Annotated in this window: 31 protein-coding genes; 12 read left to right on the top strand and 19 right to left on the bottom strand. The window is 59.1% G+C overall.

From position 1 onward, the window contains the following. The first annotated feature begins 270 nt into the window (after positions 1-270). The 5 genes from I41_RS25205 to I41_RS25185 all read left to right on the top strand — a co-directional run bounded on the left by I41_RS25205 (position 271) and on the right by I41_RS25185 (position 4,842). The gene (locus I41_RS25205; RefSeq protein WP_145435783.1) at positions 271-1,641 is read left to right on the top strand and encodes a phage portal protein; all 1,371 of its coding nucleotides are present in this window, start codon (positions 271-273) and stop codon (positions 1,639-1,641) included. Positions 1,642-1,798: 157 nt separating this feature from the next. After that, a complete protein-coding gene (locus I41_RS25200) occupies positions 1,799-1,981 on the top strand; it encodes a hypothetical protein (RefSeq protein ID WP_145435782.1) in 183 nt (60 codons plus the stop codon). A gap of 350 nt (positions 1,982-2,331) precedes the next feature. Beyond that, positions 2,332-3,099 carry a hypothetical protein gene (locus I41_RS25195; RefSeq protein ID WP_145435781.1) on the top strand — a complete coding sequence of 256 codons (768 nt, stop codon included), beginning with the start codon at positions 2,332-2,334 and terminating at the stop codon, positions 3,097-3,099. A 276-nt stretch (positions 3,100-3,375) separates the two neighbouring features. Then, positions 3,376-3,849 carry a hypothetical protein gene (locus I41_RS25190; RefSeq protein ID WP_145435780.1) on the top strand — a complete coding sequence of 158 codons (474 nt, stop codon included), beginning with the start codon at positions 3,376-3,378 and terminating at the stop codon, positions 3,847-3,849. A gap of 150 nt (positions 3,850-3,999) precedes the next feature. Continuing rightward, entirely contained in the window at positions 4,000-4,842 is an 843-nt protein-coding gene (locus I41_RS25185; RefSeq protein WP_145435779.1) for a phage major capsid protein, read from the top strand. On the opposite strand, the gene I41_RS25180 is transcribed toward I41_RS25185, so the two are convergent. From I41_RS25180 to I41_RS25145, 8 genes are all read right to left on the bottom strand, one after another. Next, a complete protein-coding gene (locus tag I41_RS25180; RefSeq protein WP_145435778.1) occupies positions 4,829-6,418 on the bottom strand; it encodes a recombinase family protein in 1,590 nt (529 codons plus the stop codon). The genes I41_RS25185 and I41_RS25180 overlap by 14 nt on opposite strands. A 443-nt stretch (positions 6,419-6,861) precedes the next feature. Further along, entirely contained in the window at positions 6,862-7,356 is a 495-nt protein-coding gene (locus tag I41_RS25175; protein ID WP_145435777.1) for a hypothetical protein, read from the bottom strand. 4 nt (positions 7,357-7,360) lie between these two features. Next, complete coding sequence (locus tag I41_RS25170; RefSeq protein WP_145435776.1) at positions 7,361-7,930, bottom strand: hypothetical protein; 570 nt, start codon at positions 7,928-7,930, stop codon at positions 7,361-7,363. A 47-nt stretch (positions 7,931-7,977) separates the two neighbouring features. Continuing rightward, the gene (locus I41_RS25165) at positions 7,978-8,496 is read right to left on the bottom strand and encodes a hypothetical protein (RefSeq protein WP_145435775.1); all 519 of its coding nucleotides are present in this window, start codon (positions 8,494-8,496) and stop codon (positions 7,978-7,980) included. A 13-nt stretch (positions 8,497-8,509) separates the two neighbouring features. After that, complete coding sequence (locus tag I41_RS25160) at positions 8,510-9,919, bottom strand: hypothetical protein (protein WP_145435774.1); 1,410 nt, start codon at positions 9,917-9,919, stop codon at positions 8,510-8,512. Beyond that, positions 9,916-10,305 carry a hypothetical protein gene (locus I41_RS25155; protein ID WP_145435773.1) on the bottom strand — a complete coding sequence of 130 codons (390 nt, stop codon included), beginning with the start codon at positions 10,303-10,305 and terminating at the stop codon, positions 9,916-9,918. Before I41_RS25155 ends, I41_RS25160 begins: the two co-directional genes overlap by 4 nt. 105 nt (positions 10,306-10,410) lie before the next feature. Then, positions 10,411-11,013, bottom strand: a complete 603-nt coding sequence (locus I41_RS25150) for a recombinase family protein (RefSeq protein ID WP_145435772.1) — start codon at positions 11,011-11,013, stop codon at positions 10,411-10,413. A gap of 75 nt (positions 11,014-11,088) precedes the next feature. Continuing rightward, the gene (locus I41_RS25145; RefSeq protein ID WP_145435771.1) at positions 11,089-11,343 is read right to left on the bottom strand and encodes a hypothetical protein; all 255 of its coding nucleotides are present in this window, start codon (positions 11,341-11,343) and stop codon (positions 11,089-11,091) included. Positions 11,344-11,775: 432 nt separating this feature from the next. On the opposite strand from I41_RS25145, the gene I41_RS25140 reads away from it, so the two are divergent. Beyond that, the gene (locus I41_RS25140; protein WP_145435770.1) at positions 11,776-12,138 is read left to right on the top strand and encodes a hypothetical protein; all 363 of its coding nucleotides are present in this window, start codon (positions 11,776-11,778) and stop codon (positions 12,136-12,138) included. Here I41_RS25140 and I41_RS25135 read toward each other — a convergent pair. Further along, positions 12,129-13,667 carry a hypothetical protein gene (locus I41_RS25135; RefSeq protein ID WP_145435769.1) on the bottom strand — a complete coding sequence of 513 codons (1,539 nt, stop codon included), beginning with the start codon at positions 13,665-13,667 and terminating at the stop codon, positions 12,129-12,131. The genes I41_RS25140 and I41_RS25135 overlap by 10 nt on opposite strands. Before the next feature lie 329 nt (positions 13,668-13,996). On the opposite strand from I41_RS25135, the gene I41_RS25130 reads away from it, so the two are divergent. Next, positions 13,997-14,518: a hypothetical protein gene (locus tag I41_RS25130; protein ID WP_145435768.1), complete on the top strand. Its 522-nt coding sequence runs from the start codon at positions 13,997-13,999 to the stop codon at positions 14,516-14,518. A 612-nt stretch (positions 14,519-15,130) separates the two neighbouring features. Here I41_RS25130 and I41_RS27850 read toward each other — a convergent pair. From I41_RS27850 to I41_RS25110, 3 genes are all read right to left on the bottom strand, one after another. Then, on the bottom strand, positions 15,131-15,481 hold the full coding sequence (locus I41_RS27850; protein WP_145435766.1) for a hypothetical protein: 351 nt from the start codon (positions 15,479-15,481) through the stop codon (positions 15,131-15,133). A gap of 12 nt (positions 15,482-15,493) precedes the next feature. Then, complete coding sequence (locus tag I41_RS25115; protein WP_145435765.1) at positions 15,494-15,847, bottom strand: hypothetical protein; 354 nt, start codon at positions 15,845-15,847, stop codon at positions 15,494-15,496. 234 nt (positions 15,848-16,081) lie between these two features. Next, entirely contained in the window at positions 16,082-16,792 is a 711-nt protein-coding gene (locus I41_RS25110) for a helix-turn-helix domain-containing protein (RefSeq protein WP_145435764.1), read from the bottom strand. Between the two features lie 319 nt (positions 16,793-17,111). Here I41_RS25110 and I41_RS25105 point away from each other — a divergent pair, with 319 nt between their 5' ends. Beyond that, positions 17,112-17,468, top strand: a complete 357-nt coding sequence (locus I41_RS25105) for a hypothetical protein (RefSeq protein ID WP_145435763.1) — start codon at positions 17,112-17,114, stop codon at positions 17,466-17,468. 433 nt (positions 17,469-17,901) lie between these two features. After that, positions 17,902-18,111: a hypothetical protein gene (locus I41_RS25100; RefSeq protein ID WP_145435762.1), complete on the top strand. Its 210-nt coding sequence runs from the start codon at positions 17,902-17,904 to the stop codon at positions 18,109-18,111. Positions 18,112-18,219: 108 nt separating this feature from the next. Here I41_RS25100 and I41_RS25095 read toward each other — a convergent pair whose 3' ends face one another. Beyond that, a complete protein-coding gene (locus tag I41_RS25095; RefSeq protein WP_145435761.1) occupies positions 18,220-18,753 on the bottom strand; it encodes a helix-turn-helix domain-containing protein in 534 nt (177 codons plus the stop codon). A 200-nt stretch (positions 18,754-18,953) separates the two neighbouring features. On the opposite strand from I41_RS25095, the gene I41_RS25090 reads away from it, so the two are divergent. Further along, positions 18,954-20,387, top strand: a complete 1,434-nt coding sequence (locus I41_RS25090; protein WP_168207151.1) for a flavin-containing monooxygenase — start codon at positions 18,954-18,956, stop codon at positions 20,385-20,387. A gap of 102 nt (positions 20,388-20,489) precedes the next feature. Here I41_RS25090 and I41_RS25085 read toward each other — a convergent pair whose 3' ends face one another. Next, a complete protein-coding gene (locus I41_RS25085; RefSeq protein WP_210421068.1) occupies positions 20,490-21,296 on the bottom strand; it encodes an MBL fold metallo-hydrolase in 807 nt (268 codons plus the stop codon). A 305-nt stretch (positions 21,297-21,601) separates the two neighbouring features. Between I41_RS25085 and I41_RS25080 the strand changes: the two genes are divergently transcribed. Next, positions 21,602-22,558 carry an extracellular solute-binding protein gene (locus I41_RS25080; protein ID WP_210421067.1) on the top strand — a complete coding sequence of 319 codons (957 nt, stop codon included), beginning with the start codon at positions 21,602-21,604 and terminating at the stop codon, positions 22,556-22,558. Positions 22,559-22,583: 25 nt separating this feature from the next. After that, on the top strand, positions 22,584-22,901 hold the full coding sequence (locus I41_RS25075; protein ID WP_145435758.1) for a hypothetical protein: 318 nt from the start codon (positions 22,584-22,586) through the stop codon (positions 22,899-22,901). A gap of 11 nt (positions 22,902-22,912) precedes the next feature. Here I41_RS25075 and I41_RS25070 read toward each other — a convergent pair whose 3' ends face one another. The 5 genes from I41_RS25070 to I41_RS25050 all read right to left on the bottom strand — a co-directional run bounded on the left by I41_RS25070 (position 22,913) and on the right by I41_RS25050 (position 25,975). After that, positions 22,913-23,332 carry a PIN domain-containing protein gene (locus I41_RS25070; RefSeq protein ID WP_145436499.1) on the bottom strand — a complete coding sequence of 140 codons (420 nt, stop codon included), beginning with the start codon at positions 23,330-23,332 and terminating at the stop codon, positions 22,913-22,915. Then, positions 23,332-23,553: a hypothetical protein gene (locus I41_RS25065; RefSeq protein WP_145435757.1), complete on the bottom strand. Its 222-nt coding sequence runs from the start codon at positions 23,551-23,553 to the stop codon at positions 23,332-23,334. The genes I41_RS25070 and I41_RS25065 overlap by 1 nt, the downstream gene beginning before the upstream one ends. 95 nt (positions 23,554-23,648) lie before the next feature. Continuing rightward, entirely contained in the window at positions 23,649-23,891 is a 243-nt protein-coding gene (locus I41_RS25060) for a hypothetical protein (protein WP_145435756.1), read from the bottom strand. Between the two features lie 62 nt (positions 23,892-23,953). Continuing rightward, positions 23,954-25,285 (bottom strand): DEAD/DEAH box helicase, encoded by a 1,332-nt coding sequence (locus I41_RS25055; RefSeq protein WP_246133749.1) that lies wholly within the window; start codon positions 25,283-25,285, stop codon positions 23,954-23,956. 474 nt (positions 25,286-25,759) lie between these two features. Next, positions 25,760-25,975: a hypothetical protein gene (locus tag I41_RS25050; RefSeq protein WP_145435755.1), complete on the bottom strand. Its 216-nt coding sequence runs from the start codon at positions 25,973-25,975 to the stop codon at positions 25,760-25,762. Between the last annotated feature and the right edge of the window lie 475 nt (positions 25,976-26,450).

The raw sequence follows: 26,450 nt of genomic DNA, 5'->3' as shown, positions 1-26,450 counted from the left end.
CGCCAGGAAATTGAACCGCCAAGGACGCCAAGGATCGCCAAGGAAATGCGGGGAAGGTTGAACCACGACGACACAACGGACACGACGGAAGAAAAGTTTGGGGAATAGAAGGATGGAACAGCGGATGAACGCGGATGGACGCAGATAAGAGTTCATTGGCGTTCATCTGCGTCCATCGGCGGTTCCAAATGTCTTTGTCTTCCCTTGGCGAACCTTGGCGTCCTTGGCGGTTCAATTCTTTGACCTGAAACAGAATCAAAGGAGCAAGTGATGACGCAATATTTGGATCAGTACGAACAGCGGGTGAGCGAAGCGGTCGACTCGCTGTGGGATGCGCTGGTCGATCCGCGCGAGGCGTATCTCGATGACGAAGGGGTGTGGTGGAACAACCTGAGCGGCGCCGGTGCGGGGTTTGTGCGGGCTGGGTTGCCCTACCTCAGCGAGGATCAGTTGGCGGAGGTGCGGCTGGAGTGCCGGCGGCTAGTGGCGACGAACGAGTTTGCCATCAACGGCGTCGAGAATCGGATTAGCTACATCGTCGGTTCGGGGCATGTCTACCGGGCCGTGCTGCGCGATGACTCGCCCAGCGGCCAGGAACTGCTCGGCGAGGTGCAGACGCTGCTCAATGAGTTCTTGCAGGTGAACGCCTGGCATGCCCGCCAGCAGGAGATCGTGCGACGAATGGACCGCGACGGCGAAGCGTTCCTACGATTCTTCGTCGACGCGGCCGGGATGACGCGGGTGCGATTCGTCGAGCCGGAGCAAGTGGCCACGCCGAAGGAGCTGTCGCAACATCCCGAGGCGTCGTTTGGCGTCCATACGGAAGCAAACGACGTCGAAACGGCGCTGGGATACTACATCGACGGCCACCCTGTGGAAGCAGTTCATATTCAGCATCGTAAAGCGAACGTCGACGCCAACGTGAAGCGGGGCCTGCCCCTGTACTTTCCGGTGCGCAAGAATCTGCGGCGAGTGGAAAAGTTGCTGCGGAATATGAGCGCGGTCGCTGAAATTCAGTCGGCGATCGCGCTGATTCGCAAGCATCGCAGTGCACTGCGGAACGGCGTCGAAAGCTTCGTGAGCGATGGCGGCGTCGGCGGCACGTTCAGCCAGGCGACGGGGCGGCTGCGGCATCTGGCTCAGTACGCGCCGGGGACGATCCTCGATGCACCGGCTGGGCTGGAGTACGACTTTCCGGCCGCGGGCGTGAACGCGAGCAATTACGTCACCGTGTTGCAGGCGGAACTGCGGGCGATTGCGGCTCGGCTAGTAATGCCGGAGTTCATGTTCACTTCCGATGCTTCGAACGCGAACTACTCGTCGACGCTCGTGGCCGAGGGACCGGCGGTAAAGATGTTCGAGCGGCTGCAGGCGTCGCTGCGGAATGACGACCTGCTCGTGATGTGGCGAGTCGTCGAGAACGCGGCAGCGGCGGGGCGCTTGCCGCGCGACGTGCGGCAGCGTGTGGAGATTCAGATCACGCTGCCGTCGCTGCATGTGCGCGATCAACTGCGCGAGGTGCAGGTGGAGAAGATCGCCTTCGAGAAAGGCATTCTATCGCCGCAGACGTGGAGCCAGCGCTTGGGGCTCGACTATGACCAGGAGCAGAAGAATTTGGGGATGCATGGAAGCGGTGAGTAGGTGAGTAGGTTGGGAAGCGGCGAGTCAAGGGTTGATTTTTGGCCACACGGCGGCGCTGCGAATGCAGTCACGCAACGAAGCGCGTCCTCGCCGTGCGCGAAAAATTCTGCCAACTTTACTACAGAAATTGGCCACCTGACTTGCTAGGATCGGTCGCATGATTCAAACGAGCAACGTATCCGAGAAAGTGAGCAAGAAGGCGCTGGCTCAGGCGGAATTTGCCAAGCTGCTTGCCGCGGCGGAAACGCGCGGCTTCCACGGCACGGCGAGCATCACGTTGAGCGTGCAGGATGGGCATATTCAGCATCTGCGCGTGGCGGTGGATCGGATGGTGCGTTGAGGGGGAAAGAGAGGCAACCGCCAAGAGAATGCGGAAATGCTTAACCACCAAGTCGAAGACACCAAGAAGCACGAAGGGAGAAAGAAGATAGGTTGCCGCACAATCGCCAGCGATTTCTTGGCGCTCCCTTAGTGCCTTTGTGTCTTGGTGGGTAGTTTTTAGAACAGGTATCGGACGGGCTAAGCCGCAAGCGGCTGGGCATCACGACGAGCCTCGACGAGGACGTTTGCGATTGTTAATCGCGCGTCTTCGTCGAGGCTTTTTTTGTTGGAAGAGTGAGTAGGTGAGTAGGTGATAGGCGGCATGGGTGTCACCGCCTACTCACACGACAAAACCGAAGGAGGCAAGACATGACGGAGGTTCTACAAGAGTTCGTTGACTCGCGCGGGGTGACGCTGCGGGTGGATCGCGCCGCGGGAGTGTTGCGCGGCGTGAAGCTGATTGGGCTCGAGTCGCTCAATGGGCGACGGTATCGACCCGAGGCGCTGGCTGCTGCCGTAGCGCTGTATGAGGGCGCCAAGGTGAACGTGAATCATCCCAAGGAAGGGCCGCTCGCGCCGCGAGACTATCGCGATCGGCTCGGAGTGATTCGCGACGTGGAGTTTCGGGCGGAGGAGGGATTGTTCGGCACGCTGCACTTCAATCCTAAGCATGCGGTGGCCGAGCAATTGGCCTGGGACGCCGAGCACAACCCGCGGAACGTGGGGTTCTCGCACAACGTGCTGGCGCGGCTGACGCGCGACGGGTCTCAGGCGCTTGTGGAAGCGATCACCCATGTGCAGAGCGTGGACCTGGTGGCCGACCCGGCGGCGACGCGGGGACTGTTCGAGGAGCAGGATAAGTCGGCGGCGGAGGGCGCCGAGCCGACCACGGCGAGCGCGGCGCTGACGGCCGAGTCGGGGCTGCTGGTGCAGGAGGCCATGGCGCGGGGCGATCGCTTGGAAGCGGAGCTGAAGAACGCGATTGCGCGCGAAGCTTCGCTGCGACAGGAACTGGCGCTGCGCGAGGCGGCCGAGGCGGGTCGGCCGCGCTCGAGCGAGCCCTGGGCGCTCGCGCAGCGCGGTGCGCGGGTGGAGACGGCGCAGGATTTCGCGCGGGCGATTCGGCTTCGCGCTTAAGAAAGGCAACCGCCAAGGACGCCAAAGTGCGGCAAGGAAATGCGGGGAAGGCTTTACCACAACGGCACGACGGACACGACGGAAGAAAAGGTTAGTTGAAAGATCGAAAGAGTTGTCATGTCAACGATTTTTCATATTTCTTACTCGTCGTGCTCGTCGTGCTCGTCGTGCTCGTCGTGCTCGTCGTGTCGTCGTGGTTCCAATTTGTATTCCTTGGCGCTCTTGGCGTCCTTGGCGGTTCAATTTCGAGTTTCAATTTCAAACAGGAGCAGTTTCATGAGTAACGTAATGCGCTGGCGATATGGCGACACCAATCCGGTGATGCTACAGGTCGCCAGTTTGACGGTGATTGAGATCGGCGACTTCATTTATCAGTCGGGCGGCGCGGCGCTGCCGGCGTCGGAATTGGCCGACGCCGGGACGGAGGCGGCGAATCAGGAGGCGTTTCACGACCTGTTTGTCGGCGTGGCCATGCAGGCGTCGCCCAGCGGCGTGGCCAATCCGATTCGAGTCGCGACCAGCGGCGTGTTCGAGTTCGATTGCCTTGCAACGACGGCCGAAGTGGGCGATCTGCTTGGCGTCGACGAAGACGGCGCCGGGGTGGAGCTGACCAATCAATTGGTGGCCAAGGTGGCGACGGCGAATCTGGCAATCGGCCGGTGCGCGAAGCGGGCCAATCCGGCGGCGACGCGGCTGCTGGTGGAGATCGTCAGCACGGTGCTGCGCGGCGGGCCGCAGGTGATGGCGTAGGGGGGAGTCAGTTGGCAGTTGGCAGTGGGGGCGGCGTCAGCTTTGTCTTTTCTGACTCCTGACCCCCGACTCCTGACTCCTTAACAGACTTCTGATCCGACGTTGACTAAACAACAAACATATCCAGGACACACAGGGGGATTACAACACATGTCTCTCAATTACAGAGAACTGAAGCGGCGGTTCGATCTCGACGGGGCGGCGCGGACGACGCAGCATTTGTGCGAAGCGCTCGCCAATCGGGATTTGACGCCGGAGGATTTTAGCATTCGCGACCTGGCCGAGGCGCTTGTGCCGGACGGACGGCAGTGGGTCGGCATGCTCGACCCGCGACGAGGCGACGGCGGCGTGAGCGTGATGGAGGCCTCCGACGGGCTCGACGTCACGGCGTTTCTGCAGGTGGCGGGGCAGGTGATTTACGCGAAGATTCTCGACGCCTATGCACAGGAAGCCTTCGTCGCGTCGCGACTCGTGCAGACCGTGCCGACGCGACTCGACGGCGAACGAATCCCGGGGATGAAGCGGGTGGCGGACGACGTCGACGTGGTGGCGCCGGGGATGCCGTACCCGCACTTGGGCTTTGGCGAGGATTACATCGACACGCCCTCGACGGCCAAGCGCGGGTTCATCGTGCCGGTGACGAAGGAAGCGATCTTCTTCGATCGGACGCATCTGGTGTTGGCGCGCGCCGCCGAGGTGGGTGAGATCCTGGGCCTGAACAAGGAGAAGCGGCTGCTCGATTTGATCGTCGGCGTGACGAACAACTACAAGTCGAACGGCTCGGCATACAACACGTACCAAACGAGCGCACCATGGAAGAACGTCATCACGGCGAACGAGCTTGTGGATTGGACCGACGTCGATGCGGCGGAGCAACTATTCGCCGACATGATCGATCCGGCGACGGGGGAGCCGGTGCTGGTGCGCGGCACGACAGTCCTTGTCATGCCGGCGTATCGACATGCGGCCCATCGCGTGTTCAATGCGACGTAGAGTCTGTAACACAAGTGGCATCAAAAGCTACGCCGTAGATCTCGAACCTCCACTGCTTGGATTTGTAGTCCTCTTGCCCCTCGACCGGGGAAACGTAAACACCGGGCCGCTTACCGCTGAACAGGCCTTCCGACTTCATCGGGTCGAAGACCATCTCTACCAGCTCCCGGGAGTCCTGCCAGCTCATCCCATCAAAGTCGTGCAACGTCCCTTTGATTATGGCCCGCCGGCTGGTGGCACTCAGCTTTCGTTTGTTCAGCGCTTCCATGGCCCGCTGAGCCACTTCTTCGATCGTCTCCTGCGAGGGCCGCACGCCGAGCTCCTCGTTGATTTGGTCGAGTTCGGAGCGGATACGAGCTTCTTTGGCGTCGATGCTCGTGAGCTTCTGCTTGGCCTGTTCTTTGGTAATCGCATCGTCTGCTACTAGATCGATGACACGATCCCGAGCCTTCTCGACCTTGGCCAACTCCAATGTCCAGCGCTCGTGATTCTCCTGTAGCTCAATGATTCTTTCGTTGTCCGGCATGGCGGCCTTGATCGCCTTTTCCGCGCCGACCTTGTTGCCGAACGTCTCGAACAGGAGGTGCACGACCGCCTTGTCCAGAACCTCCGCCCGAACGTAGGGCCGGGGATGGAGTTGGCACTTACGTGCCTCGCATCGCATTCCGTGGCGGTAGTAGTACAAATTCCGGGGACCGGAACCAGTGGGTGTGAGCTTATAGCCACAGCCGGCACAGTAGACGTGACCAGTGAGCAGGAACCGCGGCGTCGGATTACCCTTAGCTTTGACCTTGTTGGCTTCGGCTCGCTTGCGGATGGCTTTGATGGTTGCTGCGGGTAACAGCGCTGGCACCTCAAAGGTAATTGGTGAATCCGTCCCTTCTGCGACGTTCTTGTAATTGATGGTCCATTCTGTACCGGACCGCGTCATCAGCACTTTATGCAGCGTGACGTAGGGTATGCCAAACTCCGCAGCTAGGTGGGGCAGGGGAGTACCGTTGAGATAACGCTTGGCGATACGCTCCATGGTCTTTTGTTTCGCTTTGTCGAGTCCCCACTTACCGGTCTTCTTGTCGAACGTACGCCCCCAAGGGACGCGTCCATTGGTCGGGATACCCTTCTGGGCAGTGGCGATCTTACCCGCGTTTAGACGTTCGACTATGCGGACACGTTCGAACTCCGACATGCCGGCAGCAGCGAAGTTGGCCAGGATATTGTTCTTGCTGCGCGTGTCGTAGCCGCCCGCAGTAGCTACCACGTGAACGCTGAAGTCCCGGCTGAGGGTGCGGGCGGAGTCGAGGATATCAAACCCGTCGCGGCCGAAGCGGGTAATGTCGTAAACGACGAGAATGTCAAACTTCCCGGTGGCGGCGTCCCGCATCATCTTCTGGAAGTCAGTTCGTCCGGCGATCTTGCTACCGGACTTGCACTCATCGACGTAGTGCTTCAGGAACTTCCAATTTTGGTAGCCGGCAAAGCGCTCAATCGACTGTTTCTGATTGGGGATAGAAGTGTTGTCGCGTTGTGCTTCGCCAGAGGTTCGGCAATATCCGACCGCACGCAACTGTTTAGCCATATCCGTAGCCCTTCCCGTAGCCCAAACAAAAACAGGGGGCGGCGTGCCTAACCGGGCTACGGTTTAGTTAGCTCATTGCGGCTCATGACTTCCGCAACGTGCCGCCCCCTATCAAAAGTGTATCACAACGTCCCAGGCGGTGGCTCTGATGGTTTAACATCATCGCCAACTTATAAAGTTGTCACTCATCAGGGGGCACGATGACAAGTACGACCTGTCACCGTGGCCACCGCCTGGGCACTGCTGTGTGTAAAACCCGGGAGGGCGCCGCCGAGAACCGGTGCCTGGATTCACCCCCTCAATCGGCGGCAGGACGCCATTGGTAAACGTCCCCCTCCCGGAAGTTGCATTAACTGGCAGTTGACGTTGCACAACGGGCAGCCTGGAAACGGCAAGAAGCCACCCGTACAACATCAACCATTGGGCCAAGAAGGAATTAACCCTTAGCCAGCTACTGCAACGTCTCCTAAATACAACTGCGTACGAATCAATATCAAACGGTCCTCCTCCGCGTCGGTCAGGTCGACCGTCTCGCAGGCGTTGCCCACAATCATCTTGGCGGCGGTGAACCGGGAAGCGGGAATCACGGTCCCGTTGCCTCCCGATATCAAGTCCGTACCGCCGACGGTGTGACCGCGTTCATAAACTCCGGACTGGACCCGCTCGCCCTTCTTCAGTAACGCCTTGATGTAGACGTGACCGAAGCACTGGCGTACGAGGACGTCTTCCCCCTCCTCCACCTCCGTCTCGTCGTCCTTGGGTATGACGATGAGACCGGCAGTCATCGCTCCGAGCGTGGCGTTGTAGAGGCGCCACCACTGTCGGTTTTCGGGGTAACGCCTTAGTTCCACACACGCCCCGACCTTGATCCTTTCACCGGCGATGAAGATGTGATTGAACCAAGGTTCGGGGAATTGACAGAGGGGCCTTTTACTCATGGCTTCACCACTTCATTTCCATGAGGTCGAGGCCGGTTTCCTCGTCGTCATCCGACGGTGCGGGACGACCCTTCCGCTTGGGCTTGAGCTGTCCCGGCACGGGGGCGTTCCAGTTCAGGGTCGGTAGGTCCAAACCCTCCTCCGCGTTGTGCGTCCCCGCGGCGCCGCCGTACGAGACGAGGTCATCGTCCAGGTCCGGTTCTTCAAATAACTGGGCGTCGGGTAGGCCGCCGCCGTCGGGATCAAACCGGCTGCCAGCGGTTTCTTCATTGTCAAATTCGATCGTTCGATGCATGTTGTCCTCCTTGACGGAACGGTAAGTAACTAGCGTGACAAAGTCGTTCTTCGAAAACACAGTGGGCTTGATTGACTCGTCGAGGCAAAGAGCAAAGCCGTTGAGGATGTCCGACTCCTGGTCGATCATTCCAAGCTCTGCGGTCTCGTCGACATTGGCGAACAGGCGGTCGGGCTGGAACTCCCCTTCTCGTGCCAAACGTCGAAACGTGTTGACGCAGGAACGGGGGCATCCCTCCACGTGACCAAGTTCGCCGTTGAATCTGTATTGAGCTTTCACGTTCCCCTCCTTGGGTGTGGTGTGTGATTGGTTGTGTGCGGCGCCGGTTAGACGCGGATGGATTCGATGGACTTCACGGCGGCGGACTTGCGAGAGCTAACGCTGTGCTGAAAACGGGTGTCCTGCTCGTCTTTCAGTCTCTGCTTCTCCAGCGCTTCGGCCACCGTTGCCGCGTTCCACTTCAAACGCAGGGCTTCGTTCTCCGCATCGGCCAGGGAACGACGGGCGTTGAGGACGATGTCCTGCAACTGCCGCAGTTCCTTCTCCGCGGTCTCCGTGGCGCCGGCATTGGCCAAGTAGTCAGCTTGGGCCAGAATCTCCTCACGCCGCTTGTAAAAGTCGTCGACCGCAAGCTCCGTGAAATGCTTCCAGTAGCTGACGAGTTTGTCCTGACGTTCCTTCGGGTCATTGGGCGGGTCCATTAGAAAGCCGAGGGGGTCCTGGTCCCGCAAGGCACCGTTGGGATACCGATAGGCACGGTCGGAGAAGATGCATTTCCCGCCGTTGCGTTCATCAAACTGTTTGGTCAGATGATTTGAGCCGCGGTATTCATAGATTCGTGGCATGATGTGACTCCTTTCAAAATGCACCGACTTGGATGCGTGGTGTGATGGCCACCTGACAGACTCCGGCAATGACGTTCGCGAGGTCGTCGTGACCGCCAGGTGGATGGTCGATGGTGTCCCGTCCTCCGGAACGGGTGCGGCGTTCCAACGCGCACAGCTGGGCGATGGTCGGTTCGTGATCTAAGAGCCGGATACCTCCGCTGCAAAGCTTGGGCAGCAACTCTAGATAAAGCTCGCTTTTATTCTTCTCGGACTTGGCGTACTTGATCCCACGCTTGGTGAATGCCGATGCGACCCATTCCCCTGCGTAGTTGTCTCCAACGACGCGGCTGAGACCGTACCGTTTCAGGGTGGCGACCATCTCGGTGACCACCCGTTCCGGATCGAACGGCGCCTTCCAGTGCCCGACGTGGTGGATGGTCAGTTCCCCGTCCACCTTGGCGGCAACGGCCAACGCCGCAGCGTCACCGCGTCCACCGGACACGTCTACGAACGCCCAATACTTCTGATCTCTGCGGGGTTGAAGCTCGTCCACGCCCTTCATGACAAGGGCTTCCACCACCTCGCGAGGGATGAACAAGCCAACGTCATCACGCCATTCCGAGAAGTATTCCGCACGTGCCTTGGCGTAGTCGTCCCGGAGGGCGTTGTCGATATGCTTTTGGGACAGCGTGGGATTCATCACTCGCGACGGCGCCGACACCACCAAACAATCCTCGGCGTCGTCGTTCCCGAAGTCCCGCTTCCAGGTGTTGTAAGCCCACCCGCGTTTCGCGTAGACGGACGATATGGTCAGCAATCGTCCTTCCGTGGTGGTGAGACCCGGACGGATAGCACTGATCAATTCGGTGTCGGACTTAACCTTCTGCTGTTCCGCCTCCATGCCGAAGAAGCACACCTCATCGACGATGGCGGCAAGCAACGTAAAGCCGCGGACGGTGCGGAAGTCGCCGGCAAAGATTCCGATGGTGATTCCATTGCGCAATTCAAAGCCCATCTGGGTCTCACGGACAATCTCATTCCGCAGGGCTGGCGCCTCTTGGAACAGTCCGTGGATGTACTTTTTGACAATCCCAGACTGCAACTTGGTCGGGGAATAAATGCCGACGTATCCCGGCTCCCCTTTACTTAGTCGCCGCTCATGCCCGGCAAGCACCGCTTCATAAGCTCCCACGGCGGCGATGGACTTCGACTTGCCACTGCGGCGCCCGGTGAGCACCACGGCTTGGCTGTAACCGTTGGGATTGAGCTTATTGGGATCACGGCCGGTGACCTCCTGAATAAACTCCCGCCCCTTCTCACTTGTGATGGGGAGGCCATAGATGGCACGCATGACCCACCGCCAAGTGGAGAACGTCGGATACTCCTTTCCGAAATAAGGGCGGAAGAGCCTTTCATCCTTGCAGGCTTGTATGATGTTCACTTCGCCCTCCTCGATTCTGCGAGGATTGTCGACAGGGATTCGACCTGGGCGGCTTGCTTATTGAGGCCGAGCTTGGCCAGCAGTCCGGAGAGGCAGTTCACCATCTGCGTATAAACGCCAGCGTCGAAGGACTTGCCCTCCAAGGCGTTGACGCGCATGGTCTCCAACTGCACCGCAACGAAGATGGCGTTCTCGGCAAGCAACTCCTTTTGAAAGGAGTCGCACCCTGCCTCTTCCACCAAACGGCCCAACCGGCGCCGAATGAGCTTAATGGTCTTCAACCGCTGGTCGGCGGTATCCACAAACTTCGGCTCCCACTTGGCGGGAAGGGTAGCCGGATTCTTGGCTCGTCGTTCCGCTCGCGTTGTGGGGCGTTGGGTTTTCATTTCATACCGGACAGTGTGGTCGATTACCGTGTACAGTTCCACGGTTGTCCACTCGATCCGATATGATCTCAATACATCATCTAGAAAGATTTCCCAAAAAGATCATCAGCGTGCAATTAAGGACGTCACGTCCACCCCTTCCCGTTGGAGACAATCGTAAATAGCTTGGCGTGACTTCTTGAGGTGACGTGCCGCCGCCGACAGGGACATCCCGTCTTGGAGTAAGGGCACAATGTCCTTGGCAAACAGGGTCGGACGCTTCCCAATGACGGCGCCTCGTGCCTTGGCAGCAGCCATGCCTCTACGGGTGTTCTCCCTGATGTTCTCCCGTTCCATGGCAGCGAGGGCAAACAACACCGCCGCCACCATCTGCCCCACAGGTCCCGTGAAGTCTAGTTGCTGGGCCACCGCAATCACCCGTACATCCTTTTCCAACCAACCGCTGAGGATGTTGATACCGTCCTTCAACGACCGGGAGATGCGGTCGAGCTTCCACACAATGACCACGTTCACCTTCCCCTTGAATACATCCGCTTGGAGCCGCTTCAGGGCAGGTCGGTCGGTTGTGGCGCCGGATAGTTCGTCCCGGTAGAACGTGGCGTCCATGCCGTGGTTGGTGAGGTATTCCTTGATCGCCCGTTCCTGGGAGTCGAGTCCTTGCCCTTGGTTTTCCAGGGACGTGCGGATGTATGCGGCTACTTTGGTCATGATGTTTCCTGTGTAAACGACAACGGGCCAGGAGTTACCTGGCCCGTGTACTGCGTTGCGTTGTGGTATTGATAACTAAGCGATCCAGAAGCCACCTTCCCCGTCGCTCTTAACGGTCACCTCCTGTTCCCTGCTGATGCGTCCGGGGACTTGGCAGGAAACGGTGCGTGCCAACCCGGTCGGTTCCTTATCGGGGAACGCCTTTGCCAACCGTTCCCCCAGTTGTGCCTTGGTCACCGGTTTGTCCTTGGTTGCCTTGCGCAGTTCGGCAAGGATGGTGGCGATGACACCCACCTTGGCAATGGGGGGTTTGGCGGTGGGTGTTTTCACCGTTTCTGGGGCGCTAGGGCCCCGTCTAACGCGCTTGGTCGTGGTCTTGGTAGTTCCAGGGGTCTTCTTCTTGGACGTTGATGCCATTACCGGGTCTCCTGTGTGGTGGGTGTGAACGCGCGTTCACTTACCCAACCATTAGCACAGGTGGTGCGCAGGGTGGCTAGCTGGGGAACCTTATTTTTGACAGGTGCGGTGGGGACTGGGGGGTACGGGTTTCCCGGGAGTTACGCACCATCATCAGGAGAAGATTGGCAGACCCCTAAACTTGACAGGGGTAGGGGTGCTGCGGCCGTGTGAGTGGATAGTAGGTTTTCGGGAGCATTTTAAGGGTGCGACAACGTGAAGTTTGGAAAACTAACTACCGCATCCGTATTGTGCACGGTTATGCTGAGATGTCGTAGGCTTTCTTTTTTCCTTGGGAACTTGCACATGGCAATTCGAATTCAATGCGGTGGGTGCAAGAAGTTCATCAACGCACCCGAAAAACTGGCGGGGACTTCCCGTCCTTGTCCCGGTTGTGGAGCAGCTGTCTCCATTCCTTCGTTGCCGGTGGCCGCGACGGAAGCGGAAGTGCTAACGATCGAGGCGACCAGCAAGAAGTGGAAGCTCATTCAATTAATCGGCGGCGCCGGAATTGTCGTGGCAACAATCTCTTTAGCATTTGATCTGAGAACTGCTGTAGGCGACCCAACCGTCAATTTCCCGCTCGGGTGGTTCACGATGGGACTACTCATCCTTTCCATCCCGGTGTATGTCATCGGCCGGGTGGGCGCCTGGTGGTATCACGGTTGACCATTCGCACTCAACTTGAGCCGCGCCTGACGTGCTCGTAAGAGTCGTTTGAAGCGTACGTTGAGCTTTCCTTTGCCGGTTGGCTTATTGATGAGGTAGTACGTCAGCATTACGTTGGCGTCGTCACCTAATGCCGTCTCAGGGCTTGTGATTCTGCTGCCACACCCGGAATAGTAGATCCGCACGTGTGTTAAATGATTGGACAGCCGTTCATAGTATCGAAGATTGGCTACGCGGCGGGGTTCGTGGAAATTGATTACACCTCGTCGCTTCGGCTTTCCGTCGTCACCGTTCTTGCCCCATTTCACGTTGATTGAGTCGAGCCAATCGCGGACGTGCCTTCGGTTCACTTTCGTCAGCTTCTCAAATTCTCTGGTCGGCGCTGCTTCTTCCTCTGAACGGTTCTCGTACTCTGACAGCTTCTTGGGCGGCGTGTCGTCCGAGACGTGCACGATCATCGGGGGTTTGTCGAAGCGAAAACCGCCATCCTCGAAATGGGGCACGTAGATGTTGCCATTTGCGGCGGTGACCACCCAGCTCGCCGTGTCCACAGAATGCCACGAGTGGGCCGAGATCGTCTTTTGCGAACCCACGCCGAACCCATGGAACTTAATGGATCGCTGTTGGGCTAATTCAAAGCATTCAGCAATCCACGCTTGGCGTTCAGAACGCTGTGCGGCCCCAACAAGACCTCCTAGGCCAATATAAGTATAGCCTCGATCTATATAATGTTTTAGCCACTTAAGTCCATCGGCACTGAAGTGCACCACTGGGACGGGTTTGCATCCATGGACTTGTTCCAAGTATAGCTGGTTCAACCAAGTCAAATCCCCATCGCCGATCACGTCAAGGTTAGCATAGAAGTCGACGGCATCCGAGTAGCGGTGGACAAACATCGCGTACGCGTCCCGATAGATGTGAAAGTCGTCACTGCTATAGAAGTCCGATGCTTGTTTCTTGTTCTTTTGCGCCCACCTCTTCGCATGAGTTTGAAGTGAGAAACTGCCACTGTCCAAGAAGTGAGATTTGACGCATCCGACTTCCTTACGTTGCGACTCATGCCCTCTGAATCTCCGAAAGTGCATGTTGATCACCCGTTGTGAATGCGCACGCGCTTCTTCGTTCGCGTTAAACTTCTTCCAAAGTCGCCTTGAGGCCTTCAGGTGATATTGGCGAGCGGAGTTATGCTGACGGTCTTTGAGGGCCGCCACCTCGCTTGCTTTTATTGCGGCTAGGGCATCGTTAACTCCTATGTCAGGTGACTTCTTGAGTGCTTCGTCTACTACATCCCAGTTCTCAGCGATCCGCTTGTGATTGGCCAATGCGGAACGGCTCTGCGGAAACGTCTCCTTTCGCCATTTCTCGAAGTTGCCGTGGCCGAGGATGCGTTGAGCTTCGACCTGAGCTTCACCGCACGCCTTGGCGGCGTCGAGTTCCTTCCTGCGTGCCCGCTTGGCCACCGCTAATTGCTTTTCAATGATGGCCTCTAACTCAAGCAGACGAGAAGACTTAGGATCGTTTTTTGACATTCATCGAGCCCTTTTTCGAAATGTCCACTCAATGGACATTTGCGATCATCACTGTGCCCCACAGCAGGGGCGTTACAGGGTTATAGTCGTCGCTGATAGTAAATGGGCGCTCCGGCGCCCCATTGCCGACTTTCTGCCACTGGGTGGTATTGCCAATTCTGGCGGGGATGCAAAAATGCTAACTTGATAGTGGGTCTACTCTCTTCGAGAGCACTCTCACTTTTCCGGTGCTGGCGAGATGATTTGCCGAGGCTAACTGCGTAACCAGTTGGTTGCACCGTATGGCAACGATGCTGTTGTAGCGGACTTATATCCAAGGAGTTGCAAAGATGGCCAATGATAGGCCCATGGGCGAAGCTGCGCTCATAGCGCTGAGAGAACAGTCTCAGCGTTTTTCAGAGAAAGCCACACTGCTCTCTGATCTGCTGATCCAAGCAGAAGATTTCTTGGCGGCGATGCCTGGAAAGATTGAGGTTTCAACGGACGCTCAGCATGACGAATATCAATTGTCATTGGACCGAGTGGGAAAGCTTTGGAAACTCCATATCCGGCACTGGGGAGGCGAGGACAAGAGCCTCGTTGAGGTCGTAAGGGCCCCCATTTCATTAAAGGCTGAAGCTGCAAAACGCCTTCCTGAACTTTTTGACCGGTTGGTTGAGCACATCTACAGCAAGAACGAGCGTGTAGACGAAGCGCTTAAATCTCTAGCCACGCTGTCGTTTCTTGACTTCACAGTTGCTGGGAAAGATCGTCGATTTGAAACTCCCGCGGAGGAGAAAGAGCGAAAGTCATTGGATGGTTTCGACCCCTCGACGGAAGGAGGGTTCCCTGATGACGAAATCCCCTTCTAAGCGGAGTCGCACTCCTGGGCGTGCATCCTACACGTGTCTCCTGTCGAGTTTTGGCATGCTGTTCGTCGCCGTCGGTGCCAAGATATGCGGTGCCGACATCGACTATGCTGACATCAGCATGCTCGGGCTGTTGAGCTGGGGAATTTTCGCCGTCGTCCATGACGTTCCCCCTACATCCATCGTATGGCCGGGGTGGAGTTCAATTACGCGAAGTTCAAGTACAACTGACTCAAAGCGTATTGAGGACAAGGAAGCCTGAGTGGCTAGAATGGATTTCCACTCTGCGTAAGGTTCCCCGTACATCTGGCTTCAGAAAAGAGAGCTTGGATGCGATCGAACTCGGGGCTGCCGTGCGGTGCGTCTACCATCAGGCTGAAATATCCGGGCTCGCCAAACATGCCAAGCCATCCAGGTGTGACTGCGTGCAAGCCTTTACTTGTCATGGCCGGCTTTACGACTCCGGATCTGACGAGCTCTCGGCGCTGGCGTATCCAATTCATGCTGTAGGCACACCACAGGGCCAGCAGCGTCATCAGCACGAGCAGAGCTCGGATGGTGAAACGGAATCTAGGCTTGAGCGCTTGCAAGGTCATGGCAATCGCTTCACTTCCCTTAATTGACCCACGGGCGGTAGGGCCACCGCTGGTTCTTGGGTGGGACGGGGCCCACCCAAGAATTAAGGCTAGCTTCTGGGAAAAGTGATGCTGCTTTGGAGAGCAGAGGATCGTCGTCACTGCTAAGAATCACAGTAAGCCTGCCATACCCGTGCTGTCCAAAAAGCCCAAGCAGGCCTGGAGCTGCGATGTGAGGGTCATCAGGGGTCCAATAGTTGTGGACCTCGGCGATCCAGCCGTCCTCAATCGCTGCACTACGCTGATGAATCCAGTTGATGTGATAGCCAAGGAAAATAGCGAGGAGCGTCATCAGAATCAGGATGGCACGGATAGTGAAACGCGGTTTCATGGGCTGGTAGGCTTACCGTTTGAGTTTCGGCTTCAAGACTTGTGGAAAAAAGTCGTTGTCACCGAACACCATCATCCCCGATTCCGGAAATAAGTTCTGAAGCTGCTCAACGTCCACTGAGCCATCTCCATTCTCGACGGTGATATTGCCGTAGCCCGGTTCGCCGAAAAGCCAAAGTAGCCCCGGAGCCGACGGCTGTGCATCATTGGGGGACTGCCCGAAACTCTTGATGTTCTCCTGAGCGAGCGAGGCTCGTCGCTGCTTAATCCAGTCGATGTGATACCAAAAGAAAAGAGCGAGCAGCGTCATCACCACGAGCAAGGCTCGCAGCGAATAGCGGAATCGGATAAAGGAATGAAACCGCATGTCGTCCCCAACAACGTAGGCGCCGTCTTGTAAGTAGTTTACCTAATGGAGTGGGGTATACAGAACAGGGGTATGGAGTGAGGTGTAAATGGGGGGTGTTGTGTTGTAAGGAGGGGTGTTTTAATACAACGGTTTACGTTCGACCGGAAACCTCTGCTTGCGTCGGTGAATCCCCAGATTCCCAGTATCTCCCGTCTGGCAGTTGCCATTCTCAGGCACAGGAATGGTCCCCCCTCAATTCCGCCACTCTCGAATCCAGTTGCGTAGAGTGCTCTCTGGTATGCCCAACATCGCGGCCAGATCAGCCTTCGAGTAGCCGAGCTCATGCAACCGGCGGGCTCGCGGCTCTAGTAGGCCCCGGCGCCGCTTCTTGTCGCCCGGCTGCGTTTTTACTGGACGGCCACCGCGAGCATTCTTACCCTCCTGGCCGCGGCGGGTCTGACGAGACTTCACCTCCCGCCAATCCATATCGGGATCGTAGACCGTGACGAGAGGCACGCCATCGGTCAATTGCATCAACAGCTCAAATTCGAACTTCGTAGGCTGCTGACCGGGATTGATTCGGCCGTTGTAGCCGTAGGGCCTGATCGCGCGGTCGGTCGACTCGAATAGCACAATCCCGTTGTGCTCCCGTGCCATGGCAATCGACCGCTCCAGCAGGTACCGGTCAAACCCCCATTCGGTACGCCAGCCGGGTCCCTCTTCCTCGACGACCTCAATTAGACGGAATCCACGCTCCAGGGCCGCGTCTCGCACGACGGAGACCTGCGGTGGGAGGTTCTTGCGGTAACCCTGGGACAGCGACGAGACGCGGGCGTGGAGGACGTAGGGACAGGGCTCCCGGTCGGCGAGCGCATGTAGGAAGTGGCTGGCGATGCCAGGAGGTGAATCCGGATATTTGGCGGCGAGGCGCCGTTGAATTGGCGTAAGTGGTTCCGCTTCCATGCGGTAGGTCTCCCAGTTTCTCCCAGCCCCAGAATCGAAGAAACGCGGGGGCGGCCGTCTGGGAGTCCGGCGTTAGGGAGCTACCCTTGCCCCCGCGTGTGGTGGTAATGGTCACACAGGCATCCGTTTTGGTCCAGTATGTCATTTGGAATTCAACAAGGTCTTGTAGGAACGCGAGACGCGTTGGCGCATTGCGTTAGTTGTGGGTCCGTGTCCTAGAGCCTGTTTGCTTGCGCCAAGCGTTAGACGGCGTTCCTCGCCTTGGAGTGCGGGATGGTGTACCGCTCCACCGGAGTCTCGCCGTTGAGCACGAAACCTAGTGTGTTACAAGAGTCGGTTAGTGAATGCGGCGGAGATCACCTACACCGGCAGCGGGGCGGCGACGGCGACGACGGCGGCCAATCCACTGGGGAACTACCGCGTCCATGAGAGCCGTTTGGCATATCGGCGGATTCTCGCGTCGGGCGTGGCGGCCGTTGATGCCAAGAAGTGGTGGTTTATCGGCGACTTCAAAAAGGCGTTTGCCTATATGGAGAACTGGCCGATCACGGTCACGCAGGCGCCGCTGGGAAGCGAAGCGGAATTCAACAACGACGTGGTGCTGCGGTTTAAGGCGAGCGAGCGCGGCGCGGCGGCGGTGTTGAACCCGCGGTATGTGGTGAAGTGCACCGGGTAGGAGGGAGGAGGAGTCAGGAGTCAAAAAAGGGTGCGGGGAGTGGGCGTCAGCGTTATTTACTGACTCCTGACTGCTGGTGATTAGGTGATTAGGTGATTAGGTGATTAGGTGAGTTGGTGATTAGGTGATTAGGTGAGTAGGTAAGTAGGTAAGTAGGTAAGTAGGTGAGCGGAGGGGGCGCCGTCGGTCCTTTGATGCTGGCCCGTTGTTGCTGGATTGGGCGGGCGGTCTGGCGACTTGCGGCAGGTGCGCGGGACCGGCGGTTGGCTTGGCAGCCTCGACGTTGGGGAGCGTCGGGGCTGCCGGCCTTTTTCTGTGTGGCGGGGGCGGCGGGAGACGAGTCGTCATTCGGAGCGCAGTGACGAATTTGGAAGCTCGTTTGGCGCGCTAGATCCTTCGCTGCGCTCAGAATGACTTTTTACAGGAGCGAGCGATGAACGCGGAACAGATTGTGGCGATGCGTGAGCAGGCGATCGCGCAGATGGAGGCGCTGTTGGCCACGAGCGGGCCGACAATTACGGTCAATGGCGAGGAGATCGCATGGGCGCCGCTCTTGGCGGCGCTGGAGCGAACGGTGGATTGGTGTGATCGGAAGCTGGGAGAGTACGAGCCGTTTGAGGTGCGTTCTCAGGGAACTACCTGATAATGACGAATGAATAAATGATGAATGACGAATGGAAGGAGATGCTAGTTGCTGGTTGCTTGATGCTGGATGAGGGCTAACTTTTCGTCATTCGTCATTCGTCATTCGTCATTCGCTCACGGTCACCCGGCGGTAGAGCATGTCGACGATTTCGCGGAGGTGTTCGGATTCGGCGCTTTCGAGGATGACGGCGACTTGAGTCAGCAGTTCGCGACGACGATTGGTGACGGCGGCGTAGGCGAGGGCTCCCTCTTCGGTTAGTTCGCCGCCGACGCCGACGCGGCTGAAATACTCTTGGAAATCGGCGGGCGTCCAATCGGCGAACAACTCGGGGTGGCGACGGACAATGCGGGCGGCAGCGGGGTTCGAGCGGCTGTCAAAGCGGGTCGCTTCCTCGATCGGATTGACGAACAGATCGTCGGCGTCGATGCCGAGTCCGGCGGCCAGCTTGTGGAGCGTGCGGGCGTGAGGCCGGGTCGTTCCCCGGAGAATGCTGCGGATCGTCCGCTCGTCGAGACCAGTGGCGTCGACGACCTCGAGCAGCGTCAGGCCCTGCCGCACCATGATGCGGTGGACGTTTTCGCCATGGAGGGCTCGGCGAGCAGGCATCGTCGGCAGGGCGATGGCAGGGGCTTCGGGCATCGTTCTTCGGCTACAGCTGCCCAGGGTCAGTGGTGTACATGCGAGGTGTAGTGTTTTTGTGTATACTAACTATATTGCCGGGTCAATAGTTGGGAAAATAAAAACGAAACATCGATTTAGAGGCTAGATTCTTCACTCCGCCCAGAATGACGCGAAAGCGGCTTAGAAATGACAGGGGCGGGGCGTTTTGCAGGGCAACGATGGACGATCGGTCGGAAAAATTTTGCATCATTGGGGCCGGCTCGTCCGGAATCGCGGCGGCCAAGAATTTTCTCGCGGCGGGAATTCCGTTCGACTGCCTGGAGCGCGAGGACGACATCGGCGGCAACTGGTACTTCGGAGCGCCCTGCAGCCGCGTCTATGCGTCGACTCATCTTGTTTCGTCGAAAGTGCTGACCGAGTACAGCGACTTTCCCATGCCCCAGGAGTGGCCGGAGTATCCCAGTCATCGGCAGGCGCTGCGCTATCTGCGCGAGTATGCCCGCGCGTTCGGGCTGTATGAGCGGATTGAGTTTGGGACGGGGGTGGAGGGGGTTGAGCCGGCGGGAGTCGGGAGTCAGGAGTCAGGGGGGAGCGGTACTCGGGGCGGACCCCTCGGGGTACCTCAGGGTGACAGGGTTCGGCCTCGGGGTGACTCTTGCGGTAGGCTGAGCGGACGTCTCGGAGTACCTCGACGTGACTTGGCGCAGGGATGGATCGTTCGGCTAGCGAATGGGGAGGAGCGGCGTTATCGCGGGGTGGTGATCGCTAACGGGCACAACTGGGATCCGCGCTGGCCGGAGTATCCCGGCGAGTTCACGGGCGAGACGATTCATTCGGCGCAGTTCAAGACAGGTGACGTGTTGCGCGGCCAGCGCGTGCTGGTGGTTGGCGGCGGCAACAGCGGGTGCGACATCGCGTGCGAAGCGGCGCTGCACGCCGAGAGCGCCGTGCTGAGCACGCGGCGGGCGTACCACGTGCTGCCAAAGTTCTTTCGAGGGCGGCCGATCGATCAATGCAACGAGCTCTTGCTGTGGCTGCGCGTGCCGCTCTGGGCCAGGCGCGCGGCCGGCGCCGTGGTGAGCCATGTGGCGCTCGGGCCGGCATGGCGCACCGGGGTGCCCAAGCCGGATCATCGGCTCTTCGAAAGCCACCCGATTCTTAACTCGCAGATTCATCACCACGTTGGTCACGGTCGGCTGGGGCTGCGACCCGACGTCGAGCGGTTCGATGGGCAAACCGTGACGTTCATCGACGGCAGCGCGGCGGAGTTCGATCTCGTCATTTATGCGACGGGGTATCGTGTGACGATTCCATTCATTGATCGGGCGCATCTCAACTGGCAGGACGAATCGCCGCGGCTGTTCATGAACGTGTTTCATCCCGAGCGCGATGATCTTTTCTGCATTGGGTTGATTCAGCCCGACAGCGGGCAGTTTGGGTTGGTCGATTATCAAGCGCAGTTGGTGGCCAACTATCTATCGGCGATGGAGCATCGGCCGGCGCGGGCGGAGAAGTTTCGTCGATTGAAGGCGAGCGAGACGCCCGATTTGGGGAGCGGCGTGCGGTACGTGAGTTCGCCGCGGCATACGCTGGAGGTGGAGCACTACAGCTATCGGCGGCGGCTGCAGAAGCTGGCGGCCTCGTTGAGGTGAGCGGACGTCTCGGAGTACCTCGACGTGACAGCTGTAAGCGTGACTGACGGTATGCTGAGCGGACCCCTCGGGGTACCTCGGGGTGACGGGGTTCGGGTTCTACTAGAACTCGATTTCCATGCGATCGACGCCGATTTCGGTATTGCGGAATACCTTCTTCGCGGCGGTGAGATCGATCTCGCTGTCGTCCTTGACCAGCGGGTTGATGTGAACCAGAACGAGGCGGCCGACGTTGGCCTTGGCGGCGACCTTCACCACTTCGTTCAGGCAGCTGTGGCCGGTGAGCTCGGCTTGCTCGGGACAGTCTTCCACGAAGTAGCATTCGTGGACCAGCAGATCGACCCCGCGAATCTTCTCAACGTAGGCGGCGTCGGGGTGCGCCGTGGTGTCGGTAACGTAGGCGAAGGAGCGACCGGGCCAGTCGACGCGAAAGCCGACCGAGCCGCCTGGATGGCGCAGCGGGAAGTGCGTGAGGCGGCCGCCGTCACGGAGCGTGAACTCCGACGGCAGCGGATGCAACTCCAGGGGCGGCATCACGGGAAAGAGTAAGTCGGCCAGCAAATGCTTCTTGGTCGCCGCGAGCTTGTCGGGCTCAAGGTACGCCGTGACGCGGCCAAGTTGCGGGGCCTCGGCGCGGAGGTCGAACGTGTACGTCAACCCCTGGCTGTGGTCGAGGTGGACGTGCGAGAGGAAGATGGCCAGCTCGTCGGTCTGGAGATACTCGCTGACCCGATAGAAGCCGCTGCCGGCGTCGAAGACGACTCCGACCTCGGGCAGCATCAAGCACGCCGTCTGGCGACGGTCGTTGGCGTGGTAGCCGGTGGTGCCGAGGAGGACGAGCTTCATGCGGGCTTCGCCGTGGGGAGCGGTTACAATGCGGATATTGTAGGCGCGGGGGAGGGGATTCACCACTGCGGCCTGTTGTTGGGCAAAGCGATAGGAATTGAACCGCCAAGTACGCCAAGTACGCCAAGGAAATGCCGGGAATGGACCGCGACGGGACAGCGAGGACAACGAGGTTACTTGTGATCGACGACGCCAGGGGATTTATTTCGATCAGACGGACTAGATCATTGGCCGTTGCCATTTCGTCGTTCTTACGTCGTGCTCGTTGTGCCGTCGTGGTTCAATTCTCTTGTCTTCCCTTGGCGCTCTTGGCGTCCTTGGCGGTTGCCTTCTCTTTTGGTGGATGCGCTCCGCAGTCAGCTCGCGAGGTGATCGTTTACACGTCGCTGGATGAAGAGTTCTCGAAGCCGATCTTTGCCGAGTTCACGCGCGAGACGGGGATCGAGGTGCGGGGGCAATTCGACGTCGAGTCGACCAAGAGCGTCGGGCTCACCCAGAGGATCATGAAGGAGCGTGCGCGGCCGCCGTGCGATCTCTTTTGGAACAACGAGGCGGTGAACACGCTACGGTTGGACCGGGAGGGACTGCTCGCGGATTACGACTCCCCGATGGGGCGCCAGTTCCCCCCGCAATATCGCTCGCCGACTGGAACATGGCACGGGTTCGCGGCGCGGGCGCGGGTGCTGATCGTGAACACGAAGCTGGTGAGCGAGGCTGAGCGGCCCGACTCGATTTTCGATCTTGTCGATCCGCAGTGGAAGGATCGCTGCGGCATCGCCAAGCCGCTCGCGGGGACGACGGCCACGCATGCGGCTTGTCTGTTTGCTGCGTGGGGGGACGAACGGGCGGAGGCATTTTTTGCAGCGCTGAAGGGGAACTGCCGGGTGCTGGGCGGCAACAAACAGGTGGCTCGCGCGGTGGCCGGCGGGGAGCTAGCGTTTGGGTTGACTGACACTGACGATGCGATCGTCGAACTCGAGGCCGGCATGCCGGTAGCGATCGTGTTTCCGGATCAGCGGCCCGCTGTCGGGGGGGACGTGGCGTTGGGAACCTTGAAGATTCCCAATACGCTAGCGATCATTCGCGGGGCCGAGCGGCGCACCGAGGCGGAGTTGCTGTTAGACTATCTGCTGTCGCCCGCCGTGGAGGAGCGACTGGCCGGGGGGCCAAGCGCGCAGATTCCGTTGAATCCCGCGGTCACGACTCGGTCGCGCGCTGCGCCGCAAGACCCGTTAGTCTGGATGGAAGTTGACTTCAATACGGCGGCGGCGAAGTGGGACCATGCGGCGCGATTCTTGCGAGACGAGTTTGCGACGGCTGAGTGAGGCGGCATCCTTTGGGGCAGCAACGATGACTTGGCAGTGCATGAAGTGCGACGCTGCGATGGGGGCTCAGATCGAGGCCTGCGGCCGGTGCGGCACGCTGCGCGAGAGCATGGAGCAGCGGATCAAGCGCGGCAACCCGATTCGAATTCGCTACAGCACGCGCTCGCTGCTGTTGGCGATGACCGCTTTGGCGCCGACGTTCTTATTGAGCCCGCAGGTCTGGCAGCAGATCCTCATGGCGCTGGCGATCGGTTCGATCGCGACGGCGGTGGGAATCTTTCTTACCCGGACGCTGATCGACGGAATCTACCGCGGGCTGGATCGCTGGGTTGGGCGGCGGTAGCGCGAGCTGATCTACGACCGCCAATCGTCCAGGCGAAGCGGATAGCCCAAATCAACGATCCGCTGGAAATGCTGCGTGTTGCCGGTGACCAGCGTTAACGCGTAGCGGATTGCGACGGCGGCAATCATCGGGTCGGCGTGGCCAATGGTTCGGCCGGTGCGCACGAGGTCGCCATGAATTCTTCCAGCGATGGTCGCTGAGTCCAGGTCGATGGGCAGGACCTCTTCCGCGTCGAGGGCGTCGAGCAGCGCCTCGATACGGGCATTGCGTTGCAGTCTCTGCAAGCCACTGACCAGTTCGACGACCGTAACTGTCGAAAGGGTAAACCGGTCAAACTGAGCCCGGTAAATGTCTGACCGCTCAACGATCTTGGGATTTTTGCTTCGCAAGATCTCTGAGTAAACGTCGGTGTCGAGAAGCGAGCGCTCCATCAATCGCCAGTTCTCAGGCGGTAGTTTTCGCGATCATGGTAGACGCCAGCCATCATCTCATCGATTAGCTCAGGCTCATCAGCGAAGAGGCCGAGAGAAGGATTGTGCGGCGTTTCAGGCAACGCCGCTGGCGCTTCGAGCAACTTAGCTAAGCGCTGTTTCTCGGCGTCGCTCATTTGCTGCACGGTCGCTTCGAGTTGTTGCCATTGGATTTGCGTCATACCGGAATTCTAGCATTTATGCGAGATGGAGGCGAGAAACGCATTGCCTGAACGTGGCCGTTTGGCGACCGTCGTCACGCGCTTGTCGGCAATTCCTATGTCGGCTTAGGCTCGATGGCAAAACCAGACTTCCAGGCGTTAGTCGAACCCGCAGAATTGACGCTAATCTCAATATCCACGAACGGACCGTCGTTGCCATTGGTGCAGAGGTGAAAGTGCTGATCGGGTTTAGCCTTCAACGCATTCAAATCCGCGATGACGCGATCAACGTCTTCTGGGGAGAAGACGAGCGATAGCCCGATAAAGCGATCGTTAGAGTTTTCGACAATGACTCGCATTGCCGTATTTTACTCGATGGCTCGCGAGAAACGGCGCGCCCCGGATAGGACTGCCGGACTCTTTAGAGGCCGCGGCGATGACGACGCGGGGCACGTTTGCCTGGCGGCGGCGGGGGGGCGGGTTTGGGCGGACCGGCGGGTTCGGCGGGAGTTCCCAATGGGGCGCCTGCGACCGCACCGTTGGCGTGGCCCGCTTGCGGCGGGGCAGCCTGAGCCACGGTGACGAAGCCTTCGATTTCGTCTCGCGTCAGCAGCTTGTTGATCAGCATCTCGATCCGCGTCAGTTCGATCCCCTGCTCAGGCGTGACGAACGTGAACGCGATTCCTTCACGACCCATGCGCCCCGTGCGGCCGACGCGGTGGACGTAGTCGTCCGACGACTGCGGCATGTCGAAGTTGATGATGTGACTGATGCTGCTGACGTCGATCCCGCGTCCGACGACGTCGGTGGCGACTAGAATCGTGGATTCGCCGGCGCGGAACGACTTCATCACGCGATCGCGGACATTCTGGGCCATGTCGCCATGGATGCTTTCGATGTCGTGGATCTTCTGCGACAGCTTGCGGTGAACTTTGTCGACGCCGCGCTTGGTGCGGCAAAAGATAATGGCTTGCTGCGGCTGCTCGCGTTTCAGCAGTCGCACCAGGAGCTCGAACTTTCGCGAGTCGTCGACCGTGAAGTAGCGCTGCTCGATCGTGTCGACGGACTTGCCCTTGGGAGAGAAGTCCATCACCTCCGGCTCGTGCATGTAGCGCTGAGCCAGCCGTTCGATCGCCGGGGCAACCGTGGCGCTGAGCAGCAACGTTTGCCGCTTGGCGGGGCAGCGGCGGAGGATTTTTTCGATGTCGGGGCGGAAGCCGATGTCGAGCATCCGGTCGGCCTCGTCGAGGACGACGAATTCAAGCAACTCAAGTTGCAACGTGCCGCGGCCGAGGTGGTCGAGGATGCGGCCGGGGGTGCCGATGACGATGTCGGCGCCCTTTTGCAGTCGCGCGATCTGGGTCTTGAGCGGCTTGCCGCCATAGATAGCCGTGGCGCGGACCTTGCGGCCGTGGGAGAGGCGTTCGATCTCGTCGCGCACCTGCACCGCGAGCTCGCGGGTGGGAACCATCACCAGGGCGCGGGGCTGGTGGCCGCGGGCGGGCTGATCGAGCTTCTCGAGGATTGGAATGCCGAACGAGGCCGTTTTGCCGGTACCCGTGCGCGCCTGACCCAGCACATCGGCGCCGGCGAGGATGCGGGGGATGATGCCGGCCTGGACGGGGCTAGGAACTTCGTAGCCGACGTGCTCGAGGGCGGCGAGCATCGTGTCGGAAAGGCCCAGGTCCGTGAAGCGGACGGCGGGGGCCGAGGCGGTGACGTCGGCGGCGGGAAGATCCTGAGTTTCGGCCAAGGGGAGAACAATTCCGTAGAGAGGCCGCCAAGAGTGGGGCCGGGGGCGCTCGTTTGAGCGAAAATTGATCGGGTTAGCCTAACATGGGGCGGGGGGGGGGGTCAACTTGGGCCCTTTCCACCCCGGCTGGGGAGGGAAAAGGCAACCGCCAAGGACGCCAAGGAATGCGGGGAGAATTGAACCACGACGGGCACGACGTCAACGCAAAGAATAAGTGAAACCGCCAGTCGACGCGGATAGACGCAGATTTCATGTCATCTGCGGCTATCGCCGTTAATCCGCGGTTTCCAGGTTTCCTGTACTTCCTTGGCGTCCTTGGCGGTTCAATTCTTCCTGGTATTTCGTCGTGTTCTTCTTCTTCTTCTTCTTCTTCTTCTTCGTGTCGCCGCGGTAAGTCAGCGCACAAAAAAAGGCCGGCCGCGCCTTTGGAGGGCGCGACCGGCCTTGTAGTTGCTCACGTTGGAAGCAAGCGGCTTACATGCCGGCTGGCTTCTTGGTGGCGGGCTTGGCAGCCGGAGCGGCCTTCTTGGAAGCAGCCTTCTTCTTCGGCGACTTCTTGGCAGCCTTCTTCGCGGGCTTCGCAGCCTTGGCGGCCTTCTTCTTCGGGCTCTTCTTGGCGGCCTTCTTAGCGGCCTTCTTCTTGGGGCTCTTCTTCGCAGCCTTCTTGGGGGCAGCTTTCTTCGTAGCCATGGTGGCTCCTTCCCTGACGGCGCCCAGAGTTTAAAAGGTCCCCTCCTCGGGCGCTGAGATGAAGGAGGCAAGACCCGGTAATCAAGCGAAGCGTCTCCAGTGGCCCAGCGGGCCAAGTAGAAATGCTTCGTAAAGTCCTAGAGATTTAGTGCGTCCTGTGGGAACAATCCTTGAAACTAAATGCGTAAGACGGTTCAGACGGCCAAGAATTAAAAAAGCACGTCGTGACGATCAAGATGATGCGAATGATGAAGTGATGAATCGTCTGTCGCGTGAGGCCGGCGGTTGATGCTTCGTTGTCGAAGGGGTGGAAGAATGATGTTACGCCGCGGGTGAATCCTGTAGTCGCGGCGGCGGTCGGGGCGTCGTCTCGTCGTCGTTGAAAACTCGTTCTGGTCTTGTCGCTTACCATGCGACCGCTAACACTGCGCGCATTGAAGCAATTATCTCGGCAATGAGTCAAGGCGAGTTGTAG

The sequence above is a fragment of the Lacipirellula limnantheis genome (assembly GCF_007746075.1).
In the GTDB taxonomy this organism is placed as follows: Bacteria; Planctomycetota; Planctomycetia; order Pirellulales; family Lacipirellulaceae; genus Lacipirellula; species Lacipirellula limnantheis.
This window is presented reverse-complemented; position numbering and strand designations above follow the sequence as displayed.

Excerpts from the sequence above, each read along its gene's own strand:
- I41_RS25205 (WP_145435783.1), top strand. The coding sequence starts at position 271 with ATGACGCAATATTTGGATCAGTACGAACAGCGGGTGAGCGAAGCGGTC.
- I41_RS25200 (WP_145435782.1), top strand. The coding sequence starts at position 1,799 with ATGATTCAAACGAGCAACGTATCCGAGAAAGTGAGCAAGAAGGCGCTG.
- I41_RS25195 (WP_145435781.1), top strand. The coding sequence starts at position 2,332 with ATGACGGAGGTTCTACAAGAGTTCGTTGACTCGCGCGGGGTGACGCTG.
- I41_RS25190 (WP_145435780.1), top strand. The coding sequence starts at position 3,376 with ATGAGTAACGTAATGCGCTGGCGATATGGCGACACCAATCCGGTGATG.
- I41_RS25185 (WP_145435779.1), top strand. The coding sequence starts at position 4,000 with ATGTCTCTCAATTACAGAGAACTGAAGCGGCGGTTCGATCTCGACGGG.
- I41_RS25180 (WP_145435778.1), bottom strand. The coding sequence starts at position 6,418 with ATGGCTAAACAGTTGCGTGCGGTCGGATATTGCCGAACCTCTGGCGAA.
- I41_RS25175 (WP_145435777.1), bottom strand. The coding sequence starts at position 7,356 with ATGAGTAAAAGGCCCCTCTGTCAATTCCCCGAACCTTGGTTCAATCAC.
- I41_RS25165 (WP_145435775.1), bottom strand. The coding sequence starts at position 8,496 with ATGCCACGAATCTATGAATACCGCGGCTCAAATCATCTGACCAAACAG.
- I41_RS25155 (WP_145435773.1), bottom strand. The coding sequence starts at position 10,305 with ATGAAAACCCAACGCCCCACAACGCGAGCGGAACGACGAGCCAAGAAT.
- I41_RS25150 (WP_145435772.1), bottom strand. The coding sequence starts at position 11,013 with ATGACCAAAGTAGCCGCATACATCCGCACGTCCCTGGAAAACCAAGGG.
- I41_RS25140 (WP_145435770.1), top strand. The coding sequence starts at position 11,776 with ATGGCAATTCGAATTCAATGCGGTGGGTGCAAGAAGTTCATCAACGCA.
- I41_RS25135 (WP_145435769.1), bottom strand. The coding sequence starts at position 13,667 with ATGTCAAAAAACGATCCTAAGTCTTCTCGTCTGCTTGAGTTAGAGGCC.
- I41_RS25130 (WP_145435768.1), top strand. The coding sequence starts at position 13,997 with ATGGCCAATGATAGGCCCATGGGCGAAGCTGCGCTCATAGCGCTGAGA.
- I41_RS27850 (WP_145435766.1), bottom strand. The coding sequence starts at position 15,481 with ATGAAACCGCGTTTCACTATCCGTGCCATCCTGATTCTGATGACGCTC.
- I41_RS25115 (WP_145435765.1), bottom strand. The coding sequence starts at position 15,847 with ATGCGGTTTCATTCCTTTATCCGATTCCGCTATTCGCTGCGAGCCTTG.
- I41_RS25110 (WP_145435764.1), bottom strand. The coding sequence starts at position 16,792 with ATGGAAGCGGAACCACTTACGCCAATTCAACGGCGCCTCGCCGCCAAA.
- I41_RS25100 (WP_145435762.1), top strand. The coding sequence starts at position 17,902 with ATGAACGCGGAACAGATTGTGGCGATGCGTGAGCAGGCGATCGCGCAG.
- I41_RS25095 (WP_145435761.1), bottom strand. The coding sequence starts at position 18,753 with ATGCCCGAAGCCCCTGCCATCGCCCTGCCGACGATGCCTGCTCGCCGA.
- I41_RS25090 (WP_168207151.1), top strand. The coding sequence starts at position 18,954 with ATGGACGATCGGTCGGAAAAATTTTGCATCATTGGGGCCGGCTCGTCC.
- I41_RS25075 (WP_145435758.1), top strand. The coding sequence starts at position 22,584 with ATGACTTGGCAGTGCATGAAGTGCGACGCTGCGATGGGGGCTCAGATC.
- I41_RS25070 (WP_145436499.1), bottom strand. The coding sequence starts at position 23,332 with ATGGAGCGCTCGCTTCTCGACACCGACGTTTACTCAGAGATCTTGCGA.
- I41_RS25065 (WP_145435757.1), bottom strand. The coding sequence starts at position 23,553 with ATGACGCAAATCCAATGGCAACAACTCGAAGCGACCGTGCAGCAAATG.
- I41_RS25060 (WP_145435756.1), bottom strand. The coding sequence starts at position 23,891 with ATGCGAGTCATTGTCGAAAACTCTAACGATCGCTTTATCGGGCTATCG.
- I41_RS25050 (WP_145435755.1), bottom strand. The coding sequence starts at position 25,975 with ATGGCTACGAAGAAAGCTGCCCCCAAGAAGGCTGCGAAGAAGAGCCCC.